Origin of the sequence: Methylobacterium sp. J-077 (assembly GCF_022829365.1) — a bacterium.
In the GTDB taxonomy this organism is placed as follows: Bacteria; Pseudomonadota; Alphaproteobacteria; order Rhizobiales; family Beijerinckiaceae; genus Methylobacterium.
In genome coordinates this window covers 21,262-45,655 of sequence record NZ_JAKSYJ010000114.1, presented here as the reverse complement: position 1 = coordinate 45,655, position 24,394 = coordinate 21,262, and the positions used below count along the sequence as shown (strand labels likewise).

General features: G+C 68.6%; 19 protein-coding genes, 1 tRNA gene and 1 pseudogene. 11 read left to right on the top strand and 10 right to left on the bottom strand.

What is annotated here, in order from left to right; genetic code table 11:
• Positions 1–4: 4 nt before the first annotated feature.
• The 6 genes from MKL11_RS11530 to tkt all read left to right on the top strand — a co-directional run bounded on the left by MKL11_RS11530 (position 5) and on the right by tkt (position 8,031).
• A complete protein-coding gene (locus MKL11_RS11530) occupies positions 5–868 on the top strand; it encodes a transketolase (RefSeq protein WP_243943356.1) in 864 nt (287 codons plus the stop codon).
• Positions 865–1,887: a transketolase family protein gene (locus MKL11_RS11525; protein ID WP_243943354.1), complete on the top strand. Its 1,023-nt coding sequence runs from the start codon at positions 865–867 to the stop codon at positions 1,885–1,887. The genes MKL11_RS11530 and MKL11_RS11525 overlap by 4 nt, the downstream gene beginning before the upstream one ends.
• Positions 1,878–2,759, top strand: coding sequence for an NAD(P)-dependent oxidoreductase (locus MKL11_RS11520; RefSeq protein WP_243943352.1), 882 nt, complete (start codon positions 1,878–1,880; stop codon positions 2,757–2,759). The genes MKL11_RS11525 and MKL11_RS11520 overlap by 10 nt, the downstream gene beginning before the upstream one ends.
• Positions 2,760–2,961: 202 nt before the next feature.
• On the top strand, positions 2,962–3,978 hold the full coding sequence (locus MKL11_RS11515) for a TRAP transporter substrate-binding protein (protein WP_243943350.1): 1,017 nt from the start codon (positions 2,962–2,964) through the stop codon (positions 3,976–3,978).
• 13 nt (positions 3,979–3,991) lie between these two features.
• Positions 3,992–5,884 (top strand): TRAP transporter large permease subunit, encoded by a 1,893-nt coding sequence (locus MKL11_RS11510; RefSeq protein WP_243943348.1) that lies wholly within the window; start codon positions 3,992–3,994, stop codon positions 5,882–5,884.
• Between the two features lie 155 nt (positions 5,885–6,039).
• Positions 6,040–8,031: a transketolase gene (gene tkt / locus MKL11_RS11505; protein WP_243943346.1), complete on the top strand. Its 1,992-nt coding sequence runs from the start codon at positions 6,040–6,042 to the stop codon at positions 8,029–8,031.
• Positions 8,032–8,044: 13 nt separating this feature from the next.
• Here the strand turns inward: tkt and MKL11_RS11500 are convergent, their stop codons facing one another.
• The 8 genes from MKL11_RS11500 to MKL11_RS11465 form a co-directional block, all read right to left on the bottom strand.
• Positions 8,045–8,203 (bottom strand): hypothetical protein, encoded by a 159-nt coding sequence (locus tag MKL11_RS11500; RefSeq protein ID WP_243943344.1) that lies wholly within the window; start codon positions 8,201–8,203, stop codon positions 8,045–8,047.
• A gap of 200 nt (positions 8,204–8,403) precedes the next feature.
• Positions 8,404–10,044: an acyl-CoA synthetase gene (locus MKL11_RS11495; protein ID WP_243943343.1), complete on the bottom strand. Its 1,641-nt coding sequence runs from the start codon at positions 10,042–10,044 to the stop codon at positions 8,404–8,406.
• A complete protein-coding gene (locus MKL11_RS11490) occupies positions 10,041–11,072 on the bottom strand; it encodes a TRAP transporter substrate-binding protein (protein WP_243943340.1) in 1,032 nt (343 codons plus the stop codon). The genes MKL11_RS11495 and MKL11_RS11490 overlap by 4 nt, the downstream gene beginning before the upstream one ends.
• 188 nt (positions 11,073–11,260) lie before the next feature.
• The gene (locus tag MKL11_RS11485) at positions 11,261–11,545 is read right to left on the bottom strand and encodes a hypothetical protein (protein WP_243943338.1); all 285 of its coding nucleotides are present in this window, start codon (positions 11,543–11,545) and stop codon (positions 11,261–11,263) included.
• A 50-nt stretch (positions 11,546–11,595) separates the two neighbouring features.
• Entirely contained in the window at positions 11,596–12,348 is a 753-nt protein-coding gene (locus MKL11_RS11480) for an FkbM family methyltransferase (protein WP_243943336.1), read from the bottom strand.
• 64 nt (positions 12,349–12,412) lie between these two features.
• Positions 12,413–12,748, bottom strand: a complete 336-nt coding sequence (locus tag MKL11_RS11475) for a hypothetical protein (RefSeq protein WP_243943334.1) — start codon at positions 12,746–12,748, stop codon at positions 12,413–12,415.
• A gap of 81 nt (positions 12,749–12,829) precedes the next feature.
• Positions 12,830–14,257, bottom strand: a complete 1,428-nt coding sequence (locus MKL11_RS11470) for a phosphomannomutase (RefSeq protein ID WP_243943332.1) — start codon at positions 14,255–14,257, stop codon at positions 12,830–12,832.
• A 215-nt stretch (positions 14,258–14,472) separates the two neighbouring features.
• Entirely contained in the window at positions 14,473–15,249 is a 777-nt protein-coding gene (locus MKL11_RS11465) for an IS5 family transposase (RefSeq protein ID WP_243943872.1), read from the bottom strand.
• A gap of 234 nt (positions 15,250–15,483) precedes the next feature.
• On the opposite strand from MKL11_RS11465, the gene MKL11_RS11460 reads away from it, so the two are divergent.
• The 5 genes and pseudogenes from MKL11_RS11460 to MKL11_RS11440 all read left to right on the top strand — a co-directional run bounded on the left by MKL11_RS11460 (position 15,484) and on the right by MKL11_RS11440 (position 20,761).
• A complete protein-coding gene (locus tag MKL11_RS11460) occupies positions 15,484–16,461 on the top strand; it encodes an ABC transporter substrate-binding protein (protein ID WP_243943330.1) in 978 nt (325 codons plus the stop codon).
• A 157-nt stretch (positions 16,462–16,618) separates the two neighbouring features.
• Complete coding sequence (gene glgX, locus MKL11_RS11455; RefSeq protein WP_243943328.1) at positions 16,619–18,886, top strand: glycogen debranching protein GlgX; 2,268 nt, start codon at positions 16,619–16,621, stop codon at positions 18,884–18,886.
• Positions 18,887–19,023: 137 nt separating this feature from the next.
• Positions 19,024–19,113 (top strand) — tRNA-Ser (locus tag MKL11_RS11450).
• Between the two features lie 447 nt (positions 19,114–19,560).
• A pseudogene (locus MKL11_RS11445) lies at positions 19,561–19,965 on the top strand (integrase core domain-containing protein); the annotation flags it as partial.
• Between the two features lie 286 nt (positions 19,966–20,251).
• Positions 20,252–20,761 carry a DUF4142 domain-containing protein gene (locus MKL11_RS11440; protein ID WP_243943326.1) on the top strand — a complete coding sequence of 170 codons (510 nt, stop codon included), beginning with the start codon at positions 20,252–20,254 and terminating at the stop codon, positions 20,759–20,761.
• Positions 20,762–21,185: 424 nt separating this feature from the next.
• On the opposite strand, the gene MKL11_RS11435 is transcribed toward MKL11_RS11440, so the two are convergent.
• Positions 21,186–22,541, bottom strand: a complete 1,356-nt coding sequence (locus tag MKL11_RS11435; protein ID WP_409565845.1) for an HlyD family type I secretion periplasmic adaptor subunit — start codon at positions 22,539–22,541, stop codon at positions 21,186–21,188.
• Positions 22,541–24,295: a type I secretion system permease/ATPase gene (locus MKL11_RS11430; RefSeq protein WP_313900745.1), complete on the bottom strand. Its 1,755-nt coding sequence runs from the start codon at positions 24,293–24,295 to the stop codon at positions 22,541–22,543. The genes MKL11_RS11435 and MKL11_RS11430 overlap by 1 nt, the downstream gene beginning before the upstream one ends.
• Positions 24,296–24,394: the final 99 nt, after the last annotated feature.

The following is a 24,394-nucleotide window of genomic DNA, read 5'->3' as shown; positions in this document are numbered from 1 at the left end:
CGCCATGACCGCGTCGTCACCGACCGAACGGCCCCGCGCGGGCTCCAACGTCCCGCTCAGCGAGCGCGCCTACCACATCCGCCGCCACGCCCTGCGCATGGGCGAGGTCCAGGGCCAGGGCTACATCGCCCAGGCCCTCGGCATCAGCGACGTGCTGGCGGTGAGCTACTTCCACGCCATGATCTACCGGCCCGAGGATCCCGAATGGGAGGGCCGCGACCGGTTCCTGCTGTCGATCGGCCACTACGCCATCGCCCTCTATGCCGCGCTGATCGAGGCGGAGATCATCTCCGAGGACGAGCTGACGAGCTATGGCGGCGACGACAGCCGCCTGCCGATGTCCGGCATGGCCGCCTACACGCCCGGCATGGAGATCACCGGCGGGTCCCTCGGCCACGGGCTCGGGATCGCGGTCGGCATGGCGCTGGGCCTCAAGCGGAAGGGCTCGAAGAACGTCGTCTACAACCTGTTCTCCGACGGCGAGCTCGACGAGGGCTCGACCTGGGAGGCCGCGATGTCGGCGGGCTCGTTCAAGCTCGACAACCTGATCGGCCTCGTCGACGTGAACGGCATGCAGGCCGACGGCGCGTCCACGGGGGTGCTCAACTTCGAGCCGCTGGCCCCGAAATTCGAGGCGTTCAACTGGTTCGTGCAGCGGGTCGACGGCAACGACATCGACGCGCTGGTGGCCGCCTTCGACGCCGCCCGGAACCATCCGGGGCCGCAACCCCGGATCATCATCTGCGACACGCGCATGGCCAAGGGCGTGCCGTTCCTGGAAGCGCGCGAGCGCAATCACTTCCTGCGCGTCGAGCCGGACGAATGGCAGCGGGCGCTGGCGATCCTGGACGAAGGGAGGGTGCGGTGAGACGCTCGAAATACGAGAAGCCTGCCCCTCGCGAGGGCGGCAGCCTGAAGACCTCGGCGATGATCGCCTCGCTGGCCGCCCCCGGGCAGCGCACCAAGGCCGCGCCCTTCGGCCATGCCCTGGTCGAACTCGCCAAGACGCGGCCCGACATCGTCGGCCTGTCGGCGGACCTGTCAAAATACACCGATCTGCACATCTTCGCGCAGGCCCATCCCGAGCGCTTCTACCAGATGGGGATGGCCGAGCAGCTCTTGATGAGCGCGGCGGCGGGGCTTGCCCGGGAAGGCTTCACGCCGTTCGCCACCACCTACGCGGTGTTCGCGGCGCGGCGGGCCTACGACTTCATCTGCCTGGCGATCGCGGAGGAGAATCTCGACGTCAAGATCGCCTGCGCCCTGCCCGGCCTGACCACCGGCTACGGCCCGAGCCACCAGGCGACGGAAGACCTCGCGATCTTCCGCGGCATGCCCAACCTCACGATCATCGACCCGTGCGACGCGCACGAGATCGAGCAGGTCGTGCCGGCCATGGCCGCCCATAAGGGGCCGGTCTACCTCCGGCTCCTGCGCGGCAATGTCCCGCTGGTGCTCGACGAGTACGGCTACACGTTCGAGCTCGGGAAGGCCAAGACGATCCGCGACGGACGCGACGTGCTGATCGTCTCCTCCGGCCTGATGACCATGCGGGCGCTGGAGGTGGCGGACGCCTTGCGCGACGACCGGATCGACGTGGCGGTGCTGCACGTGCCGACGATCAAGCCGCTGGACGAGGCGACGATCCTGCAGGAGGCCCGGCGCGGCGGCCGGCTCTTGGTGGTGGCCGAGAACCATACGGTGATCGGCGGCCTCGGCGAGGCGGTGGCCGGCCTGCTGATGCGCAACGGCACGATGCCCGAGCGCGGCTTCCGCCAGATCGGCCTGCCGGACGAGTTCCTCGACGCCGGCGCCCTGCCGACGCTCCACGACCGCTACGGGATCTCGGCCGCCGCCATGGCGCGGAGCATCCGCGGATGGCTGTGAGCCGCCTCGCCTTCGTCGGCCTCGGCGCCATGGGCCTGCCGATGGCAGGCCACCTCGTCGCCGCGGGTTTTTCGGTGCGCGGCTACGACATCAGGCCGGAGAGCCGCGCGGCCCTGATGGCCGCAGGCGGCGAGCCGGCCGAGACCCTGGCGCAGGCAGCCGACGGCGCCGACGCGCTCCTGCTGATGGTGGTGAACGCCGCTCAGGCCGACGATGTGCTGTTCGCGCAAGGCGCCCTCGACGCCCTCGCCCCGGACGGGATCGTCGTCCTGATGGCGACCTGTCCGCCGGGGGCGGTGGAGGCCATCGCAGCTCGCGTCTGCGCCACCGGCCGCCGGTTCGTGGATGCCCCGGTTTCGGGAGGCGTCGTCGGGGCGAAGGCCGCCAAGCTCACGATCATGGCCGCGGCCCCAGCCGCGACGCTGGCGGCGATCCGCCCGGTCCTCGACGCGCTCGGCGACCGGATCTTCGTTGTCGGCGAGCGGCCGGGCCAGGGCGCCACCGTCAAGGCGGTGAACCAGCTGCTGTGCGGCGTCCACATCGCGGCCGCCGCCGAGGCGATGGCCCTGGCCGGGCGGGTCGGGGTCGATTGCGCGGTGGTGCTGGAAATTCTCTCGGGCTCCTCGGCGTCGAGCTGGATGCTGCGCGACCGCGGGCCCCGGATGCTGGAGGCCGAGCCGGAGGTGACCAGCGCGGTCGACATCTTCGTCAAGGATCTCGGCATCGTGCTGGAGGCCGGCCGCAGCGCCGGCGCGGCCCTGCCGCTCGCGGCGCTGGCCCATCAGCTCTTCGTCTCGACCTCGGGCCGGGGCGACGGCGCGGTCGACGACAGCCAGGTTGTGCGCGCCTATCGCGCGCTCAACGGCACGTAAATGTAGGGGCTTGCGGGCCGGCGCGGCTTGTCCGCGCGCCGTGGACCTCGGATGATCCGCGCCGGAGAAGAAGCGGCGCGCGAGACGCACGAAGACGGCACCGGGACCCGTATCCAGGGCCGAATAACGGAGGGGCGCACGATCCACATGACCGGATAACGGCGGGGATCGCGCGGCTCGGAACGACCCAGGGAGTGAAATCATGCGCGACACGCGTTTCAGCCGCCGCAGCCTGCTCGCCGGTGCGGCCGCCGTTCCGGTCTTCGGCAACCTGACCCGGCGCGGGCAGGCCGCCGAGTTTTCCTACAAGCTCGCCACCGGCCAGGACCCGACCCATCCGGTCAACGTCCGGGCGCAGGAGGCTCTCGACCGGATCCGCGAGGCGACCGGCGGGCGCCTGGAGATCAAGCTGTTCCCGGCCAACCAGCTCGGCTCCGACACCGACCTGCTGGCGCAGGTGCGCAACGGCAGCGTCGAGTTCTTCAACCTCGCGACCTCGATCCTCGCCACCTTCGTGCCGGCCGCAAGCCTGCCCAACACCGGCTTCGCGTTCAAGGATTACGACGCGGTCTGGTCGGCGATGGATGGCGGGCTCGGCGATTACGTCCGGGCCGAGATCGCCAAGACGCCGATCCTCACGATCTCGAAGGTCTGGGACAACGGCTTCCGGCAGATCACCTCCTCGACCCGCGAGATCAGGACGCCCGAGGACCTGAAGGGCTTCAAGATCCGCGTGCCGCCTGCGCCGATGCTGACCTCGCTGTTCAAGGCGCTCGATGCCGGTGCGGCGCCGATCAATTTCAACGAGCTGTATTCCGCGCTGCAGACCAAGGTGGTCGAGGGCCAGGAGAACCCGCTCGCCATCACCGCCACGGCCCGGCTCTACGAGGTGCAGAAATCCTGCAGCCTCACCGGGCATGTCTGGGACGGCTACTGGATCCTGGGCAACAAACGCGCGTGGCAGCGCCTGCCGGAGGATCTGCGCCAGACGGTTGCGCGCGAATTCGACCGGTCCGGCACTGACCAACGCGCGGATGTCGCCAAGCTCAGCCTGTCCTTACGCGAGAGCCTCACCGCCAAGGGTATCACCTTCGTCGATGTCGACCGCGCGCGCTTCCGAGAGGCGCTCGGCCGGACGAGCTTCTACCGGGACTGGAAGGCCAAGTACGGCGATGCGGCGTGGGCGCATCTCGAAGACGTGTCCGGCAAGCTCACCTGAGGGACGGGACGCCATGCAGATCGACATCGCGGCCGTCGAGAGCGCGGCAGGGCTTGAGCTGGCGGGACCGCCGCTCCGCGCCCGGAGCTGGCTGCGCAAGCTGGACGCGGCCCTCGGCTACCTCGTGGAGATCCCGGCGGCGCTGCTGGTGCTGGCCGAGATCGGCGTGCTGTTCGGCGGCGTGGTCAGCCGCTACGTGTTCCGCGAGCCGCTGGTCTGGTCGGACGAGCTGGCCGCGATCCTGTTCCTGTGGCTCGCCATGCTGGGCGCCGTGGTCGCCTTCCGCCGCGCCGAGCACATGCGCATGACCGCCATCGTGGCGATGTGCGGCCCGCGCCTGCGCGCCTTCCTGGAGACGGTCGCCCTGGTGGCCGGCCTGATCTTCGTGGCGCTGCTGCTGGAGCCGGCTTTCGAGTTCGCCAGCGAGGAGAGCTTCGTCCAGACCCCCGCGCTGGAGCTCAACAACGCCTGGCGCGCCGCCGCCCTGCCGATCGGCTTCGGCCTGATGCTCCTGGTCGCGCTGATCCGCCTGCTGGAGACCGCCGACTGGCGCCTCACCGTCGGGGCGCTCGCCCTGGGCGGCGCCATCGCGGCCGGGCTCGTCGCCCTGCAGCCCGTGTTCGCGGGCCTGGGCAACCTCAACCTGCTGCTGTTCTTCGTCCTCGGCGTCGGCGCCCTGGTCTTCTCCGGCGTGCCGATCGCTTTTGCGTTCGGGCTGTCGACCTACGCCTACATCACGCTCACCACCGGCGCGCCGTCGATGGTGGTGGTTGGGCGCATGGACGAGGGCATGAGCCACCTGATCCTGCTCGCGGTGCCGCTGTTCGTGTTCCTCGGCCTGCTGATCGAGATGACCGGCATGGCCCGGGCCATGGTCGGGTTCCTGGCCTCGCTGCTCGGCCACGTCCGCGGCGGCCTGCATTATGTGCTGGTCGGGGCCATGTACCTCGTCTCGGGCATCTCCGGCTCGAAGGCCGCCGACATGGCCGCGGTCGCACCCGTGCTGTTTCCCGAGATGAAGGCGCGGGGCGCCAAGGAGGGCGACCTCGTGGCGCTGCTGGCCACCACCGGCGCGCAGACCGAGACGATCCCGCCCTCGATCGTGCTGATCACCATCGGCTCGGTCACCGGCGTGTCGATCACGGCCCTGTTCACCGGCGGCCTGCTGCCGGGCCTGGTCCTGGCCGTGACCCTCTGCGCGCTGGTCTGGTGGCGCTACCGCCGGGAGGATCTGAGCCACGTCGCCCGGCCCTCCGGCGGGGTGATCGGCCGGTCGCTCCTGGTGGCGGTGCCGGCCCTGGCGCTGCCCTTCGTGATCCGCTTCGCGGTGGTCGAGGGCATCGCCACCGCCACCGAAGTCTCGACCATCGGCATCGTCTACGCGGTGCTGGCGGGTCTGCTGATCTACCGCCAGTTCGACTGGCGGCGGCTCTACCCGATGCTGGTGATGACCGCGACCCTGTCTGGGGCGATCCTGCTGATCATCGGCGCGGCCACCGGCATGGCCTGGGCGCTGACCCAGTCGGGCTTCTCGCAGACCCTGGCGGTGGCGATGAAGAGCCTGCCCGGCGGCGCCGTCGGCTTCCTGTTCGTGTCGGCCGGCGCGTTCATCGTGCTGGGCTCGGTGCTGGAGGGCATCCCGGCCATCGTGCTGTTCGGCCCGCTGCTGTTCCCGATCGCCCGGCAGGTCGGCGTGCACGAAGTCCACTACGCGATGGTGGTGATCCTCGCGATGGGCATCGGCCTGTTCGCCCCGCCCTTCGGCGTCGGCTACTACGCCGCCTGCGCGATCAGCCGGATCCACCCGGACGCGGGCATGCGCCCGATCGTCGGCTACATCCTGGCCCTCCTGATCGGCCTCGTCGTCATCATCCTGGTCCCCTGGTTCTCGATCGGGTTCCTCTGAAAATCCCGGATTCGAAAGGTCCGAGACCTTTCGTGGGTGCAGGGCAAGGCCTGCTGAATAGCGAAGTCCGCTGCATCAGGGCGCTGCCCTGATCACCCGCCAAAGGGCACGCCCTTTGGAAACCCCGACGCACGCCTGAACGCCGAGCCACCGCCATGCCAGAGACCCAAGAAGCCCTCACCGCCCGGATGGCGGACGCGATCCGCTTCCTGTCCCTCGACGCCATCGAGCGGGCGGGGGACGGGCATCCCGGCGCGCCCCTCGGCTGCGCCGAGATCGCGGTGGCTTTGTTCACGCGTCATCTGAAGTGCAACCCGGCCGATCCGGAATGGCCGGACCGCGACCGCTTCGTGCTCTCGAACGGGCACGGCTCGATGCTGCTCTATGCGGCGCTCCACCTCGCCGGCTATGCCGGCCTGCCCATGGAGCAGATCCGGCGTTTCCGCGAACTCGGCTCGCACACCCACGGCCATCCGGAGATCGCCCCCGAGCTCGGCATCGAGGCGACCACCGGACCCCTCGGACAGGGCATCGCCAACGCCGTCGGGATGGCCGTGGCCGAGGCCAAGCTCGCCGCGGAGTTCGGCCCCGAACTCGTCGATCACCGCACATACGCGCTGGTCGGCGACGGCTGCCTGCAGGAGGGCGTCGCCCACGAGGTGATCTCGCTCGCCGGGCACCTGCGCCTGTCGAAGCTGACCTTCCTGTGGGACGACAACCGGATCACCGACGACGGCGCCACCGACCTGTCGATCTCGGAGGACGTGCGCGCCCGCTTCCGCGCCGCCGACTGGCAGGTGATCGACGCGGACGGCCACAACGTCGACTCCGTCTCCGCGGCGATCCTTCTGGCCCAGGCCGATCCGCGCCCGACCCTGATTGCCTGCCGGACGGTGATCGGCCGCGGCCTGCCCCGGCTGGAGGGCCAGCGCGGCGCCCATGGCGGGCGGGTGTTCGAGACCGATCTCGCCGAGGCCCGGGCCGCGAAGGGCTGGGACCATTCGGCCTTCACGGTGCCCGACGATGTGGCTGCGGCGTGGCGCAGGGGTGTCGCCGAGCGCAACCGCGCGGCCTATGCGACCTGGCAGGCCCGGCGCGAGGCCCTGCCCGCCCCGGTCCGGGCGGAGTTCGACAGGGTGAGCGCCGGCCGGCTGCCGGAGACGTGGCGCGATGCGCTCCGCGCCTTACGCGACCGCTTCGCCGCCGCCGGCGCGGCCCGCCCGAGCATCGAGGTCTCCGCCGAAATCGTCGCCGCCCTGTCGGACGCGATCCCGGAGCTGTTTTCCGGCGCCCCGGATCTCGAAGGCCCGACCCGGCACAAGGGCGATCTCCACGCCTTCACGGCGCAGGACCGCTCCGGGCGCTACCTGCATTACGGCATCCGCGAGCACGCGATGGGCTCGATGATGAACGGCATCGCGGCCCATCGCGGCCTGGTGCCGGTGGGCGCCACCTACCTGGTCTTCTCGGATTACATGCGCCCGTCCCTGCGGATGGCGGCGCTGATGAACCTGCCGGTCATCACGGTCTACAGCCACGATTCGATTGCCATCGGCCGCAACGGCCCGACCCACCAGCCGGTGGAGTACCTCGCCTCGCTGCGGGCGATCCCGAACATGCTGGTGCTGCGCCCCGCGGATGCGGTCGAGACGGCGGAATGCTGGGCGATGGCTTTGGCCAACCGGCACGGGCCGAGTTCGCTGATCTGCTCCCGGCAGCCGCTTCCGGCCCTGCGCCAGCCGGGCGGGCCTGAAAATCGCAGCGCCCGGGGCGCCTATGTGCTGGCGGAGGCCGAGGGGACGCGGCGGGTCACGCTGATCGGTACCGGCTCGGAGGTGGCGCTGGCGCTCGCGGCCCGCGACGTGCTGCAGGCGGAGGGCGTCCCGACCGCGGTGGTCTCGATGCCGTCCTGGGAGGCGTTCGCGGCGCAGGACGAGGCCTATCGCCGGCAGGTCATCCCGCGGGACACGGTCCGGGTCGCCGTTGAGGCGGCCCTGCGCTTCGGCTGGGACCGCTGGATCGGCGAGGAGGGCGGCTTCGTCGGCATGACCGGCTTCGGCGCGTCGGGCGCGCCCGAAGCGTTGTTCCGCCACTTCGGTATCACCGCCGAGGCGGTGGTGGAGGCCGCGCGGGCGCGCCTGGGTTGAGGCTAACGGTCGGTCAGATCATCCCGGCGCCGCCGGTGCGCGCGATGCGCGCGCGCTGCTCGGCATAGCGACCGTTGGCGACGCGCTTCAACGCACCTTCGAGGCGGTCGGCGACCTGGCCGAGGAGCGAGCGCTCGGTGCGAAAGCCAACGAGATACGCGAGGGTCGCCATCGTGCCTAATCCCGAACGAGGACCGGGCCATGCGCCCGGTTGCTGCGGTGCAATATGCGCCCGCCCGGGATCGCGCGTCAGGGGGTTCTCAAGCGGCCTGCCATGCAGCGAAAGCATGCAGCGCAAACGGAATCTTCATTGAGCTGGTCTGGAGGCTGTATCTGGCCGGTGGAGTGCAGCGAATGCAGGCGTCCGCGCCCTCACCGTTCGGCAGCGGAACCTGCGTCGAGGGGCAGGCAGCCGCGGGCCTCGAGCCCTTCGCGGATCGCCCGTTTGGTGATCTTGCCGTAGCCGGATTTCGGCAACGCGTCCCAGAAGAACACCCGCTTCGGCAGCTTGTAGCGGGCGACCTCACCGGCGAGCCACGCGATCAGCGCGGCTTCGCCGATCTCGGCCCCGGGCCGGGTGACGCAGACCGCCACGCCGACCTCGCCCCAGGCCGGGTCGGGCACGCCCAGGATCGCGGCCTCGGCGATCGCCGGGTGCTTGAGGAGCTTTTCCTCGGTCTCGCGCGGGTACACGTTCGACCCGCCCGAGATGTACATGTCGGAGGCGCGGCCGGTGATGAACAGAAACCCTTCCGGGTCGAGATGGCCGAGATCGCCGGTGCGGAACCAACCATTGCGGAACGCTGCGGCGTTCGCGTCCGGGTTGTCGTAGTAGCCCGCGAACACCGCCGGGCCGCAGACGCAGATCTCGCCGGTCTCGCCCGCCGGCAATTCCCGGCCCTCCCCGTCCTGGATCTGCACCTGCATGCCGGTGCGCTCGAACCCGCAGGTGCCGACCTTCACCCCAGGCCCGTCCTCGGCGGAATGCAGACGGGGCGGCAGCACGGTGATGTTGCCGGTCACCTCGCCGAGCCCGAAATACTGCACCAGCACCGGCCCGAGCGCCCGCAGCGCCCGTTTCTGGTCCTCCCGGTACATCGGCGCGCCGGCATAGATCACGTGGCGCAGGCTCGTATGGTCGTGGGCCGCGACCGCCGGGTGCTCGGTGATCAGCTTCACGATGGTCGGCACCGTGAACAGGTTGGTGATCCGCCACCGCTCCACCAGGGACCAGACCTCCGCGGGGTCCAGGCGTGCGCCGCCGGTGAGCACCGTCTTGGCGCTGGCCGCGACCTGCGCGAGCTGGTGGATGCCGGCCCCGTGCGAGAGCGGCGCGACGACCAGGGACGCGTCGGCCTCCGTGGTGCCCGGCATCAGGTCGCAGAGATGGTTGGTGATCACGAAGGCCATCTGGCCGTGGGTGAGCACCGCCGCCTTCGGCCGGCCGGTGGTACCCGAGGTGAAGAAGAACCAGCACGGGTCGTCGTGCAGGACATCGGCGGTCGGGGCCGCCTCCCCCGCGTGCTCGGTGACCAAAGCGTCGTAATCCAGCCCGAAGGCGGAGCCGCTGATCTCGACCACCAGCCCCAGCTCGGGCGCGGCCGCGCGGATCGCGGCGGCGTGGTCGGGGAACTCCGTGCCGCAGATCAGCGCCGAGGCGCCGCTGGCGCGGGCGAGATAGGCGACCTCCGCGGGCGTCTGCCGGAAATTCGTCGGCACCCAGACGGCGCCGAGCCGGAAGCAGACGAACATCGATTCGAACAGTTGGTTGCCGTTGCGGGCCTGGACCAGCACCCGGTCGCCCTTGGTGACGCCCTGGGCCGCCAGCGCCGCCGCCATGGCGTCGACCCGGGCATCGAGGGCGCCCCAGCTCCAGCTCCGGTCGCCCCAGGCGAGGCCGATCGCGTCGGGCCAGCGTCGGGCCGCCCGGCGCAGAAAATGGGCGAGGTTCATCACCCGCCGCGAACAGGGCGCGACGCCGCCGCGCGGCGCCGGTCCCGCCGGGCCGCTCATGCGAGCTTCCCGCAGGCCTTCTCCAGGAGGGACCAGCCCTCCTCGCCGTAGCGGCCTTTCCATTCGGCATAGAAGCCGGCCTTGCGCAGCTTGTCGCGAAACGGCTCCGGATCTGGCTTGTTGAACACGAGGCCGCTCTTGGTCAGGTCGTCCTGCAGGCCGGCATTGAGCTTGGCGACGTCGGCCCGCTCCTTCATCCCGGCCGCGTTGATGTGCCGGGCGACCATCGTGCGCAGGTCCTCGGGGATCCGCTCCCAGGCGCGGCGGTTCGCCAGGAACCAGTAGCCGTCCCACATGTGGTTGGTGAGCGAGCAGTATTTCTGCACCTCGTAGAACTTCGTCGTGGCGATCACCGCCAGCGGGTTCTCCTGGCCCTCGACGATCTTGGTCTGGAGGGCGGAGTAGGTCTCGTTGAGGTTGATCGAGGCGGGCGACGCGTCGAAGGCACGGAACATCGAGGTCCAGAGCGGCGAGACCGGCACGCGGATCCGGAAACCCTTGAAGTCGTCCAGACTGGCGATCGGCCGCGTCGAGGAGGTGGTCTGGCGGTAGCCGTTGTCCCAGATCTTCTCCATGGCCACGAGGTTGGCCTTGGCGATTTGCTGGCGGACCCAGGCGCCCAGTTCCCCATCCATCGCCGGCCACACGGCGTCGTAATCCGGGAAGGCGTAGCCGATGCCGTTGATCGAGGCGTTGGGCACCAGGGTCGAGAGGATCAGCGGCGACATCGTGAAGAACTCGACGCTGCCGGAGCGCAGCTGGCTCAGCGTGTCGGTGTCCGAGCCGAGCTGGCTCGTGGGGAAGATCTTGAGATCGAACCGACCGCCGCTCTCGACGCGCAGAGCCTCCGCCATCTCGCGGGCGCGGATGTTCATCGGGTGCGTGTCGGGCAGGTTGTTGGCGTATTTGTAGGTGAAGTCCGCCCGCTGCGCCCGGGCCACGTGCGGCATCGCCACGGTTCCGGCGAGGACCGCCGTCGAACCGGCGGACAGGAACCGGCGGCGGGACAGGTGGAATGGCGACGACATGGGCGGCCCTCCTAGCATGGGCACGGGGGCCCGGCGTTTCCTCAGGGTCCACGTTCGTGCGCGGACTCTCTGCGTCTTGAGGCTTCGATAGCCGCTGTCCGGCCCCAGTCAACGGGGGCGTTCCGGCTCGGCTGTCGGAGTGGGCGACTTGTCAGGGCGGCAGCGCGGCGGATGACCCGATCCAAAGCCTACGAGGCCGGCACTTGCTGCTCCAGATGGGCGCGCAGGATCGAATAGTGCGCGACGACCTTGTCGAGCGTGTCGGCGTTCGCTTTCCGGATCCGCTCCGATCCCCCGTGCGGCTGATAGGTCGTCGCGTAGTGGGCAGCATGCGCCTTCAGCTTCGTCGCCACGAAGGCTAGATCGGCCGACCAGACGACTTCCGCGCGCACCTGCTGGAGCCGCCGCGCGATCGCGAGCCATTGCAGATCGAGCGCGATGCCGCTGCCCATCTGCTTGAACAGGTCGAACATCGAATCGAGAATTTCGATCGCTGTCTGCGCGGACACGACAGAGGGCTCCGTCAGGCGTGCGCGGCGACGAGATCGGGACGCACGTACCAATCGTCGAAAAGAGACAGTTGTCGGAACCGCCGACGGTATCCCAGCCCAGTCAGCAGAGCATGGATCCTGTCGCGGCTGTCCGAAAAATTGTGCTCGACGCTGATCAAGGCGATGTCGTGGCGCGTGAAATCGAAGCTTTGCAGCACGTCGAACTCCCCGCCTTCGACGTCGAGGCTCATATAGTCGATGTGCTTGGGCGCGCGGGCCTCCGCGAGGAAGCGCTCCAGGGAGATCGTCTGCACCGGGTATTGCAGACCCTCCTGGCGGAACCGGGCGTGGAAATCGCCCTCGACCAAGTCGTTCACGCCCGACAGCTCGCCGATATCGACCTCGTTGAACAGCACCTCGACCCCGTCGGTCCTGTAGACGCATTTGTCGGTGATGTAGCAGTTGCGGTTGTTGTAGAGCGCCGCGTGCCAAGCCCGGGCCGGCTCCGCGAGGGCGCCCTGCCAGCCGAAGGTCTTCTCGAGCAGGAGCGTATTGCTGAGGCTGACGCCGTCGCAGGCGCCGAACTCGACGAAATAGCCGTTCCGCTTCTCCTTCAGCTCGTACAGGACCCACAGGTCCTGCAGCAGCTGGGCGTTGGAGTACGGGGCCATCTTCGTGGCGAAGGCCAGGAATTCGATCTCGGCGCTGAGGAGATGGGACTCCGTATCCAGATTGTTCCTGAGATCGATCAAGGCGTTGAACACTGTCAGGAGCTCGACATCCATGGACCTGTGTTCCACCTGTTGACTGCGATCGATCGATACGGGGACGTGTTCGGATTGTGCGCGCTCAGCGCCGGAGGCTGCCGGAAGGCTGGCCCCCCAGGATCCGGTTCGAGCCGTCGAACAGGACGGCGTGCTGGAGTGAATCGGGCTCTCGGTCCGGGATGGCGCGCGCCGCGTTGCGAATGGCGAACACGAAGCGCTTGCGGCTGAACCCGTAGGGCCGGAGGCTCGCCAGCACGGCATCGACCAGTTTGGCCATGGCCTCGGAATGGGCCCGCGCCAGATCGCGGTCCCGCACGGCCGTGTCGCGCTCACCCTTGATGAGCGCCAGTTCGATCTGCTGCTGCTGGATCCGGCGCATGTAGTGGGTGTCGATGTCGTGGACGGGGGTCTTCGTCATAGGACAGTCTCTGAGGCCCGGAGCGGTATCAGGCCGGGATGCGGGAACCGATCGTGACGCAGCCACTGGCTGTCACGATCGTCACGATCGTCCGGCCTGTTCCGTCATGGCGGCCGCCGCTGCCGTCAGACCCCAGCGGACGAGATCCTGGGCGTCCCGCGCCGTCTTGGCCTCCGCATAGCATCGCAGTTCCGGAGCGTTGCCCGAGGCCCGGAAATGGATCGACCGTCCGCCGTCGAGCCCGATTCGGATGCCATCCTGCTCATCGACCGATTGCGGCGAACCGATCGGCCGGAGGAATTCGCCTCGGAAGGCCTCTTCGCGGAGGCGCTCGAGAAAGGCGCCGCTTCGCTCCGAGGACGTGTTCGGAAGCCGGTCGCTCGCCATCTCCCCGGCATCGAGCGAGGTCACGAGATCGGCCAGCGACGTACCGGCCGCGCGCGCTGCCGCGAGTGCGGCCAGGATCGGCAGTACCGCGTCCCGCGTCGGCAGCGCGGGCAGGATCTGGCTCCCGAGGGCGACATCCGATCCGAGCAAAAAGCCGCCATTCGCCTCGAACCCCACGACGGCCTGCGCCCCGGCTCCCGTCGCCTGCTCCATGCCGGCGATGACGAAGGGCGAGCCGACCTTGGTGCGCACGACCCGGCCGAAGCCACCGGATTGCTCCAGCGCCGAACCGGCTGTAACCGGCACCACAACCGTATCGGCGCCGAGGTAGCGGGCGGTGATCAGCCCGAGCACATCCCCGCGCACGATCCGCCCGGCGCCATCGGCCACCAGGGGCCGGTCCGCGTCGCCGTCGGTCGTCACGAGCGCGTCGAAGTCGCCGGACGCCATGACCTCGCGGATGAACGCGATGTCCTCGGGCCGATGCGCCTCGGTATCAATCGGCACGAACGTCTCCGACCGGCCGATCGGCGTGAGGTGCGCCCCGAAGCTGGCGAGCAGATCGGTCAGCAGGTCGCGCGCGACCGAACTCTGCTGGTAGACCGCGATGCGCAGGCCCTTCAGGATCTCGGGCGCGAAGGCTTCGCTGTAGCGCCGATGGTAGCGCTCGACAGCACCGGGTTCCGATGGTGCCGCAGCCAATGTCGGCATCTCGCCGACGGCTGTGACATCCCCCAGGGCTGCCAGGATGGCGACCTCGTCGTCCTTGGTGATCTCACCGTCGGGCCGATAGAATTTCAGGCCGTTGCGGTCCTCGGGGATGTGACTGCCGGTGACCATGACGGCATAGGCGCCGCGCCGCATCGCTTCGAGCGCGAGGGCCGGGGTCGGGAGGGCGCCACAGTCGATCGCCTCGAAGCCGGAAGCCGCCGCAGCACGCGCCACCGTCGCGGCGATGCCGTGGCTGCTGTCACGGAGGTCCCGACCGATCACGACCTGGCGGCGCCCCTCTCCCGCCGAGACGGATCGAAAGAACGCGCTGGTGTATGCGTAGCTCGGCCAGCCCACGAGATCCGTTACGAGACCCCGCAAGCCACTCGTCCCGAATTTCAAGCTGCTCACGGCGTTTCCATCGGCTTCAGCGCTAGATGTGCTCGGACGACTGATGCCGTGAATCGTGCTTCTTCACAACGTCTGCGGTCAAGGCCGTGAGGTTCGACGCGGATGCCGTCCTCAACCTCATGCCTGCCCCCGATCGCCGTTACTTCGTTCGCCGGGCGAGACGTTCGGCCTTTTTCCCCAGCCTGTTTGACTGCGCTGGTCAGCCATAAAATGTGTTATGAACCTGTCATCAGTCGTCCGGCTTGTTTGAGCATGAGGCAGACGAGGGCGACCCTGTGAAGTCCTGCCAGCGTGCTGGCATAACGCTCGTAATCCTTAATCAGGCGTCGATAGCGCGTCGCCCAGGCGAACGAGCGCTCGACCACCCAGCGGTGTGGCAGCAGCACGAAGCCGCGCCTGGCCTCGGGCGCCTCGACCACCTCCAGGGCGATCCCGTGCGCCCGGCCCGCCTCGGCTGCTCGCTCACCGGTATAGCCCTGGTCGACGAAGCCGGTCTCCACGGTGCCGCCCGTCTCCGCCTGCACCGCGCCGGTCAGGCGATTGACCTCGCCGCGATCGTCGGCATCGGCCGGGGTGACATGCAGCGCTACCACGTGGCCTGGCGTGTCGACCGCCAGATGCACCTTCGAACCGCGCTTGCGCTTGGCCCCGTCGTAGCCCGACCGCTCGCCGCTCTCGGGCGAGGGTCGCAGCGTCCGGCTGTCCAGGATCACCGCCGACGGCTCCGGCTTGCGATCCCCTGCCATCCGTAGAACCGCCCGTAGATCCCCAACCACATCGGTGAAGCACGCCGCAGCCAGCCAGCGCTGCGTCTGCTGGTACACCGCCGCCCACGGCGGCAAGTCGTGCGGCATGAACCGCCACGGCGCCCTCGTCTTCACGATGAAGCGCAGGCCGTTGAACACCTCGCGCAACTCATGGTCGCGCTGTCCCGAACTCTCCCGCACCAGCGCCCATTCCTCATCGGACCCGTCGGACGGATAGGGGGCGATCCAGGCTCATCCCCATAACACACCGACGCCGCATCCAGTTCTTAACACGCTGCAGACGAGCACCGCGCCGCAACGACATCCATCTTCTCGCTGGAGCCGATCGCGCGAAACACCTTCACTCGATCCGCTCGCAATACAGATCATCGTTTCCTTGTGCGCGGAGGACACGTCCATAGACTTCGCCGCTCCGCTGGACCACTCGCGCACGCTACGCCGAGCCACACGACAGGCCTCATGCCCCTCCGCTCCGACGCCCCCTGCCTCACCCGCCGGCGCACCGCCGCCTGGCTCGCCGCTGCCCTCGTGCTGTCGGCCGCCCCGGCCGTCGTGGCCGAGCCGGTGGTGCTGCGGGTCGGCGACCAGAAGGGCGGCAACCGCTCGCTGCTCGAGATCTCCGGCTATGGGAAGGACCTACCCTACACGATCGTCTGGTCGGAATTCCCCGCCGCGGCGCCGATCCTGGAGGCGCTCAATGCCGGCGCACTCGATGTCGGCTATACCGGCGACCTGTCGCTGCTTACCGCCTACGCGGCCGGCGCCCCGATCAAGGCGATCGGCGGCATCAAGTCGGACCCGCGGAGCCAGGCGATCCTGGTGCGCGAGGAGTCGCCGATCCGGTCGGCCGCCGACCTGAAGGGCAAGCGCCTGGCCGGCACCCGCGGCGGCTGGGGTCAGTTCCTGATCGACGCGACCCTGGAGAAGGCGGGGATCAAGCTGGAGGACGCCACCTTCGCGCCGCTCAACCCCGTGGACGCCAAGGTGGCGCTGGTGGCCGGCTCGGTCGATGCCTGGGCGGTGTGGGAGCCCTACGTCTCCTTCGCGACCCTCCAGGACAAGGCCCGGGTGATCGCCGACGGCGAGGGGCTGACGCCCACCATCACGTTCGTAGTCGCCTCCGACAGCGCGATCGCCACCAAGCGCGCCGCCGTGCAGGACCTGCTGGAGCGCCTGAACAGGGCCCGGCTCTGGTCGCTCGACCATCTTCCCGAATACGCCAGGAGCACCGCCGCGCTGACCCGCCTGCCCGAGAACGTGCTGCTGGCGGCCTATTCGGCGCAGCGGACCAGCCCGATCGGGATCGACGACGGCGTGGTGCAGGAGGTCCAGGAGGCCGCCGACCGCGCCACCCGCTACGGCATCCTGGGCAAGCGGCTCGACGTGAGCCGCGTCCTCGACCGCAGCTTCACCGCGCCGGCCCCGAACGCGAACTGAGGCGGGCCCCGCCGCCCCCCAATTCGCACCGCAAAAATCACCCGCCCCGGCGGGAGCTTCGCTGTGCCCGGGACGTTTGCGTTGCAGTCCGGGACACCGGCCGAGGCGTCCCGCGGCGCTCCGGCCGGCGTTCCGGGCTGCCAGCACCGGAGCTCCCATGGCCGACCCGACCCGTTCGACAAGTTCGTCCCGCGCGACCCGCACGCGCATCCAGGAAGGCCAGCCCTATCCGCTGGGCGCCACCTGGGACGGGCTGGGCGTCAACTTCGCCCTGTTCTCGGCCCACGCCACCAAGGTCGAGCTCTGCCTGTTCGACGACCAGGGCGAGCGCGAGATCGAGCGGATCGCGCTGCCCGAATACACCGACGAGATCTGGCACGGCTACCTGCCGGATGCGCGGCCCGGCACGATCTACGGCTACCGGGTCCACGGCCCCTACGAGCCCAAGGCCGGCCACCGGTTCAACCACAACAAGCTGCTGATCGACCCCTACGCCAAGGGACTGGTGGGCTCGATCACCTGGAACCCGGCCCTGTTCGGCTACCAGATGGAATCGGGCGACGACCTGACCTTCGACGAGCGCGACAGCGCCCCGTTCAACCGCCGCTCGCGGGTGATCGACCCGGCGTTCACCTGGGGCCGGCACCGCAAGCCGCATGTGCCGTGGGAGAAGACGATCTTCTACGAGGCCCACGTCAAGGGCATGACCAAGCTCGACCCGCGGGTGCCGGAGAAGCTGCGCGGCACCTATGCCGGCCTGGGCACCCCGGACGTGCTCGACTACATCAAGAGCCTGGGGGTCACCTCGGTGGAGCTGCTGCCGGTGCATTCCTTCGTGCAGGACGACTACCTGCAGCAGAAGAACCTAGTGAATTACTGGGGCTACAATACGATCTCGTTCTTCACCCCCGCCCGGCGCTACGCGGCGGTGCCGGATTTCGCCTTCTCCGAGTTCAAGGAGATGGTCTCGCGCTTCCACGGCGCCGGCCTCGAGGTGATCCTCGACGTGGTCTACAACCACACCGCCGAGGGCAACGAGAAGGGCCCGACCCTGTCGTTCAAGGGCGTCGACAACGCCTCCTACTACCGGCTGATGCCGGGGGAGCCGCGCTACTACATCAACGACACCGGCACCGGGAACACCTTCAACCTGTCGCATCCGCGGGTGCTGCAGCTCGTGACCGACAGCTTGCGCTACTGGGCCACCGAGATGCGGGTCGACGGCTTCCGGTTCGACCTCGCCACGATCCTCGGCCGCGAGCCCTACGGCTTCGACGAGGGCGGCGGCTTCCTCGACACCTGCCGGCAGGACCCGGTGCTCAACAACGTCAAGCTGATCGCCGAGCCGTGGGATTGCGGCCCGGGCGGCTATCAGGTCGGCGGCTTCCCGCCCGGCTGGGCCGAGTGGAACGACCGGTTCCGCGACGACGTGCGCGCCTACTGGCGGGGCGATCCCGGCCTGCTCCCGGACCTCGCCGCCCGGGTCTCCGGCTCGGCGGACAAGTTCGACAAGCGCGGCCGCAAGCCCTGGGCCTCGGTGAACTTCCTCACCGCCCATGACGGCTTCACCCTGCACGACACGGTGGCCTACAACGAGAAGCACAACGAGGCGAACGGCGAGGGCAACCGCGACGGCCACTCGCACAACCTCTCGAACAATTACGGCGTCGAGGGCCCCACCGACGACCCGGAGATCAAGGCGGTGCGCCTGCGCCAGATGCGCAACATGCTGGCGACCTTGTTCCTGTCCCGCGGCACCCCGATGCTGCTGGCCGGCGACGAATTCGCCCGCACCCAGAACGGCAACAACAACGCCTATTGCCAGGACAACGAAGTCTCCTGGCTCGACTGGGGGGCGATCGGGGACGAGCAGCGGGATCTCGCCGAGTTCACCCAGCGCCTGGTCATCCTGCGCAACGCCCTGCCGATCCTCAGCCGCGGACGCTTCCTCACAGGCGGCTACGACGAGGAATTTGGCGTCAAGGACGTCACCTGGCTGCGCCCGGACGGGGGCGAGATGGCCAGCGAGAACTGGTCCGACGGCGGCGCGCGCGCCTTCGCGGTCCAGCTCGACGGGCGCGCCCAGGCCACTGGCCTGCACCGCCGCGGCGGCGACGCGACCCTGCTGATCATGTTCAACGCCCACCACGACTTGGTGACGTTCACCCTGCCCGAATCGGTGGGCGGTGCGGCCTGGACCCGGCTGCTCGACACCAACCTGCCCGACAGCCAGGACGTGGAGAGTTTCTCGTTCGGCACCGGCTACGACGTGACCGGGCGCTCGCTGCTGATGTTCGTGCTCAAACCCGAGGACACCCCGGGCGACGACGCCACCGAGATGGAGCGCTCCTACCAGCACGTGATGCAGGCGTTCGAGCGCGCCAATGTCGAGAGCGTGCACTTCCACCTCGACCCCGAGGCGTAAAACGAGCGGGCGGGACGGTTTTCGTCCCGCCCGGGCACCATTACCTTGCGCCCGGCGGCGCACCCGGCTAACAGCACCCCACCGCGCGGCCCTGGTCGCGCCCGGCGCCTGAGCGCCCGGGCGCCCTGTCCGCGGCCGGAGGGGTGGCCGAGTGGTTGAAGGCGCACGCCTGGAAAGTGTGTATACGGGAAACCGTATCGCGGGTTCGAATCCCGCTCCCTCCGCCATCTAGACTGCCCTGACGCGACGGTTTGCGCCTATAGCCCCGCGGCCGTGAGCCGTTCGATGAAGCGGCCCTTCTGGGCGTGCCGCTCACCAATTTCGGAGAGGCGCGTGTCGACATCCGCAGTCGAGCCGCGTTCGGCAGGCAGAATTTTCAGGTCTGACAAAAGGTCGGCAGCTTTTGCGTAGCCGTTCGGGCTGCGGCGCTTGATCTCGTCCTCGATCTGGGGCCAGACCGCATCGCCGCGCCGCGCCAGGGCGTCGAGCCGGATGCGGTGCTGCTTCTCGGCCTCCTCGGCCTCGCGCCGGCGATGGGTTTCCGCCGCTTCGGACGCGGCCTGCTTCCGCGCGTGGCGGATCGCTTCGGCCCGGGTTTTCCAGGCTCCGACGGTCAGGGCGGGCGCGGCCCAGTCGCCTCCGGCTGCGACCGGGCGCGCAACAGGCGCTTCAACTGCGGCAATGGCCCCGAGATGGTCTCGAATGCGTTGTGTAAATGGGTCGCCAAAACTGGCTCGCAGATCCAGTACATCGCTCCCGGTTCGCCGTGGGAGAACGGGTCTTGCGAGAGCTTCAACCGCAAGCTGCGCGACGAGTGCCTGCGCCAGGAGATCGTTAACTCGCTGAAGGAGGCGCAGATCGTGATCGGTCTATGGCAGAACACATACAACCGCGTCCGACCGCATTCGTCGCTGGGCGATCGTCCGCCCGCGCCTGTCAGCGTGCCGGATCTGGCCTTCCGGCTATCCATGGCCGTCACCATGCAGGAGCTTCTCAGCAGGCCCGGTCCAAAATACCGGTCAGGTCAGTTGGCCACGGCTGCCACCAAGTCGAGGATCCGGCCCTTCGCCAGTGGCTAGGCCTCGGTCGCGAGGTCCGCCAGCACCGTATCGACCACGGCGGTGATCTCGTCATCGGTGACATCGGCAGTTTTGCGGAGGTTGGATCCAGGCGGATTGCTGATCACGGCGCAGGGCTACTGCGGCAAAACCGAACCGTGCACGGTGCCTTCATCCTGGTCGCTGGGGTCGCATCATCGATATCAGCATTGAAGGCCTGAATGTATCTTATAAACGCATCACCGAAGCGTGATGCATCGTATACCTTCGACTCCGGTTTTATTGCGGGCCACAGGAGCTCCATCCCATGCCCTACAGTCAATCGGCTACACGTCTTTGCTTCGCCGCCGCCCTATCGCTCGTGAGCGTCGCCGCGGTAGGGGCTGCGACCATCTCTGACGAGGACAAAGCCTTCGTCGCTAAGGTCTCGCAGGGTGGAATGTACGAGGTCGAACTGGGCAAGCTCGCTGAGAGCAAAGGGGCCCGACAGGACATCAAGGACCAGGGCAACACCGAGTCTCACGACCACGCCCTTGTCGGCGACAAGTTGAAGTCCATCGCCACAGGCGCGGGTCTGTCTTTCCCGGACACGCTCAACGCCGAGTTCCAGGGTCGGCTCGATCGGATGAAAGGCCTGTCGGGTGCGGCGTTCGACTCCGCCTATGTCAAGGACATGAAGGCGATCCACGACGCGGACGGCGCCGCCTTCGCGAAGGAAGCCAAGGGCGGGACCAATCCGGACCTCAAGGCCTTTGCCGCCGAGACCCATCGCATCGTTCAACGCCACCTCGGCGAACTCGGCGCCAAGACGAACTGAGGGCGCTTGAGATAGCGGAACGTGTACCGGCCGGGCAGCCATATCATCATGGCTCGCCCAGCCTTCGGCCGAGACTATTCACTGGCCCGCCGACGCTGCGAACCCATTCTGGTCATCTCGTGGAGCCGGACTGCTGCTCGGTGTCGCTCATCGCTCCCGCGCGTTCTGCATCGCGACCCGATCCGCCGCTGCAATCAACATCGCGTCGAGATGGCGGATGTACTGCGAGGTGACGTCGTGCCCGGCGTGGCCCAGCATCGCGCCGATCGGGGGAGCGCTGTACCTCTCTCCGCCTGCCGCAGGGCAAAGGCGATCTGTTCGTTCGTGAAGCGTCTGCGTGGCATGGCATCCGCGCTCCTTCAAGGTTCAGGATGTCCGGAAAACTTGCGCTCCGCGCGGACCAGTTTGCTGGGTCAGGGTCACACTAACGTTCGCGCCATGCCTTTGTAATTTGATCCGAGAGTGGTTTGATCAAATAGCTCAGCGCCGAACGTTCGCCGATCTGAAGGTAGGCTTCCGCCGGCATTCCCGGTACGAGGCGCACCCCGCCGAGACGTGCGAGATCCTCTGCGGTGAGGGCGATGCGTACCGTGTAGAAGCTCGCGCCTGTCTTGGCATCCTGGCTGATATCGGCGGAAACGCGGGTGAGTTCGCCGTCGATCTCTGGGGTTGTACGGGCGTTGAACGCCGGAAACCGGACCAGGACCCGCTGACCGAGGTGGACGCTGTCGATGTCGTACGGCTGAATGCGGGCTTCGACCAGCAGCCGATCGGCGTCGGGAACGATCAACATGGCGGGCTCGCTCGGCGTCACCAAGCCGCCGACCGTGTGGACACTCATCTGGTGCACGGTGCCGTCTTGCGGTGCTCGCAACTCGATGCGCTTGAGCAGATCCTCGGCGGCGACGCGCTTCTCGACGAGTTCCGACCATTTCGCGCGGATCTCGCCCAGATCCTTGCCGACCTCGGTACGCATGTCGCCGTCGATCTGGAGGATCTGCAACTCCGTCTCGGCGATCCGCCCGCGGGCCGACGCGGTGGAGGCCGTGAGCTGGCCCCGCTCCCCTTCCAAGCGTGTCGCATCGCGTTCGAGTGCCGTGACGCGCGACAGGGGGACGAGATTCTTGGCGTAGAGATCGCGAACGCCTGAGAGCTCATCCTTGATAAGCGCGATCTCACGGGTCTTGGCGGCGGCCTGCTCGATCAGCCCGGCGATCTCTTCCCTGAGTTGATTGACGCGCTCCCGCATCTGCGCGCGCTGCCCCTCGCGGCCGGCCAAGCGGGCCCTGTACAACCGCGTCTCACCCTCGAGCAGATGGGTAACGTCAGGTTCGCTCGCCGCCCGCGTGGCGATGCCGGGCGGGATCGCGAGCGCCGTCGCACCGTCGCGCTCGGCTTCGTCGCGCGCCCGACGCACCGCGAGCTCATCCAACGCCTTGAGCACGATATCCAGGTTGGCGCGGGTCTGCGTCTCGTCGAGGCGCACGAGCACGTCGCCGGCCTTCACGTGCGTGCCGTCCTGGACATAGAGCGCGCCGACGACCCCACCGGTCGGGTGCTGGACCTTCTTCACATCCGTTTCGACCACCACTTGGCCCGGCGCGATCACCGCGCCGGCGATCTGCGTGACGGACGCCCAGCCGCCGATCCCCAGGACGAGAGCCAGCGACAGGCCGATGCCGACGAGAAGATGGGCTCGGATCGAGCGAGCGGTGGCGTAGCCCGGTTCGAGTGGTGCCCCGAGATGGATCTCGGGTGCGAGGGCGGATCCTAAGCTCATCAAGCGACCTCCCGGAGCGGAGTTGTCTCGTCGGGAACCGGACCCGGTTGCAGGACGCGCGCGAGCACCTGATCCTTGGGCCCGAACGCCCGTACGCGTCCGTCGGCTACCGCGAGGACCATATCGACGCCGGCCAGCGCCGAGGGGCGATGGGCGACGACGATGCAGATACCGCCGCGCAGGCGCACCCCGAGGATGGCGCGGGTCAGCGAGAGCTCTCCCTCGGCGTCGAGATTGGCGTTGGGTTCATCGAGGACCACCAGGAACGGATCGCGGTAGAGCGCCCGCGCCAAGCCGATGCGCTGGCGTTGTCCGGCCGACAGACCCGTCCCCCCCTCCCCGAGCGCGGTATCGTAGCCGCGCGGTAGGCGTAAGATCAGCTCGTGGACACCGGCGGAACGCGCGGCTTCGACTACGGCTTCAGGCGGCGCATCAGGCTCGAACCGAGCGATGTTCTCAGCGATCGTACCGGCGAACAACTCGACCTCCTGGGAGAGATAGCCGAGGTGGGCCCCCAGGCTCGCGCTCGTCCACTGATCCAAACTCGCACCGTCGAGACGGACTGCGCCGCGCATCGGCGGCCACACTCCGACGAGGGCCCGGGCCAGCGACGACTTGCCGGACGCGGACGGGCCGATGATCCCCAAGCCCTGTCCCGCCCCCACCGAAAAGGTCGCGCCCTGGATCACACAGCGCCCGGTGCCGGGCAGCACGAGACTCACGTCCTCGACGGACAGGTTGGCCGCGGGGGCGGGCAGACGGTGCGGAAGAGCCTCCGGGGGAACGCGCGCCAATCCAGCGGCGAGCCGTCCCCAGGCTTGGCGTGCTCCGACGAAGCCCTTCCAATTGGCGATCGTGAGTTCTGCAGGGGCCAGCGCTCGTGAAACGAGGATCGAGGCGGCGACGATGATCCCGCCGCTCGCCTCCCCGCGGATGACGAGCCAAGCACCGATCGCCAGAACGCCGGATTGAAGCGCCGTGCGTAGCGTCCGAGCCAGGTGGCTGAGGAGAGCGGTCATGTCGGTGGTCGTCAGAACCGTCGTCCCGTAGCGGCTGTTGACGCGGCACCAGCGGGCGACGAGGCGCTCGCGCATTCCGAGCGCGGCCACGGCTTCGGCGTTCCTCCGCCCGGCTTGGGCCAGTCCGAGGCGGACGGCGCCATGAGCGGTCGACGCCTGGAGGGGACCGCGGGTCGCGCGTTCCGACAACAGGGCGATGGCCGCGAGCACAGCACTCATCGCCAAGGCCGCAGCGCCGATCAGAGGATGGAATAGAAAACAGACGGCGAGATACACCGGTATCCACGGGAGATCGAACAGGGCGCCGGGACCTGATCCGCTCAGGAAGGCGCGCAGCGTATCGAGATCGCGCAGCGGCAGGAGGCCTTCCCCGAGCGTCGTCGTATCCGACGGGACCACGCCCGGTGGCGTCCTGAGGGGGGCCCGCAGAATGAGTTCGAGGACGCGTTGGCCCAGGGTCTCATCGAGCAGCGCGCCGGCGCGGGCCAGGATGCGACCGCGCAGGATCTCCAACCCCCCTTGGAACGCGTAGAGGAGCAACGCGAGTGCGATCAGACCGACCAGGGTGGGTAGCGAGCGGCTCGGCAGCACCCGATCGTAGACTTCCAACATGAAGAACGAGCCGGTCAGCATGAGCAGATTGATGAGACCGCTCAGCAACGCGACGCCGAGGAAGCCCGCGCGACAGCGCTTGAGCGCCCCGGAGACTTCACAGGCGACATGCGATTTAGACACCGGCCCACCCCGAAATTCGGTCCGCCGACGACCCTCGTCGACCCCTTCCGGTGGTGAGTAGCAAAGATCAATGGACTATTAACCGTGTTGTGAAAATCC

What these genes read in the sequence shown, in the direction of transcription:
- tkt (WP_243943346.1), top strand. Translation starts at nt 6,040, where the DNA reads ATGCCAGAGACCCAAGAAGCCCTCACCGCCCGGATGGCGGACGCGATC.
- MKL11_RS11460 (WP_243943330.1), top strand. Translation starts at nt 15,484, where the DNA reads ATGCCCCTCCGCTCCGACGCCCCCTGCCTCACCCGCCGGCGCACCGCC.
- MKL11_RS11515 (WP_243943350.1), top strand. Translation starts at nt 2,962, where the DNA reads ATGCGCGACACGCGTTTCAGCCGCCGCAGCCTGCTCGCCGGTGCGGCC.
- MKL11_RS11510 (WP_243943348.1), top strand. Translation starts at nt 3,992, where the DNA reads ATGCAGATCGACATCGCGGCCGTCGAGAGCGCGGCAGGGCTTGAGCTG.
- glgX (WP_243943328.1), top strand. Translation starts at nt 16,619, where the DNA reads ATGGCCGACCCGACCCGTTCGACAAGTTCGTCCCGCGCGACCCGCACG.
- MKL11_RS11530 (WP_243943356.1), top strand. Translation starts at nt 5, where the DNA reads ATGACCGCGTCGTCACCGACCGAACGGCCCCGCGCGGGCTCCAACGTC.
- MKL11_RS11500 (WP_243943344.1), bottom strand. Translation starts at nt 8,203, where the DNA reads ATGGCGACCCTCGCGTATCTCGTTGGCTTTCGCACCGAGCGCTCGCTC.
- MKL11_RS11520 (WP_243943352.1), top strand. Translation starts at nt 1,878, where the DNA reads ATGGCTGTGAGCCGCCTCGCCTTCGTCGGCCTCGGCGCCATGGGCCTG.
- MKL11_RS11475 (WP_243943334.1), bottom strand. Translation starts at nt 12,748, where the DNA reads ATGACGAAGACCCCCGTCCACGACATCGACACCCACTACATGCGCCGG.
- MKL11_RS11480 (WP_243943336.1), bottom strand. Translation starts at nt 12,348, where the DNA reads ATGGATGTCGAGCTCCTGACAGTGTTCAACGCCTTGATCGATCTCAGG.
- MKL11_RS11435 (WP_409565845.1), bottom strand. Translation starts at nt 22,541, where the DNA reads ATGAGCTTAGGATCCGCCCTCGCACCCGAGATCCATCTCGGGGCACCA.
- MKL11_RS11440 (WP_243943326.1), top strand. Translation starts at nt 20,252, where the DNA reads ATGCCCTACAGTCAATCGGCTACACGTCTTTGCTTCGCCGCCGCCCTA.
- MKL11_RS11495 (WP_243943343.1), bottom strand. Translation starts at nt 10,044, where the DNA reads ATGAGCGGCCCGGCGGGACCGGCGCCGCGCGGCGGCGTCGCGCCCTGT.
- MKL11_RS11490 (WP_243943340.1), bottom strand. Translation starts at nt 11,072, where the DNA reads ATGTCGTCGCCATTCCACCTGTCCCGCCGCCGGTTCCTGTCCGCCGGT.
- MKL11_RS11485 (WP_243943338.1), bottom strand. Translation starts at nt 11,545, where the DNA reads ATGTTCGACCTGTTCAAGCAGATGGGCAGCGGCATCGCGCTCGATCTG.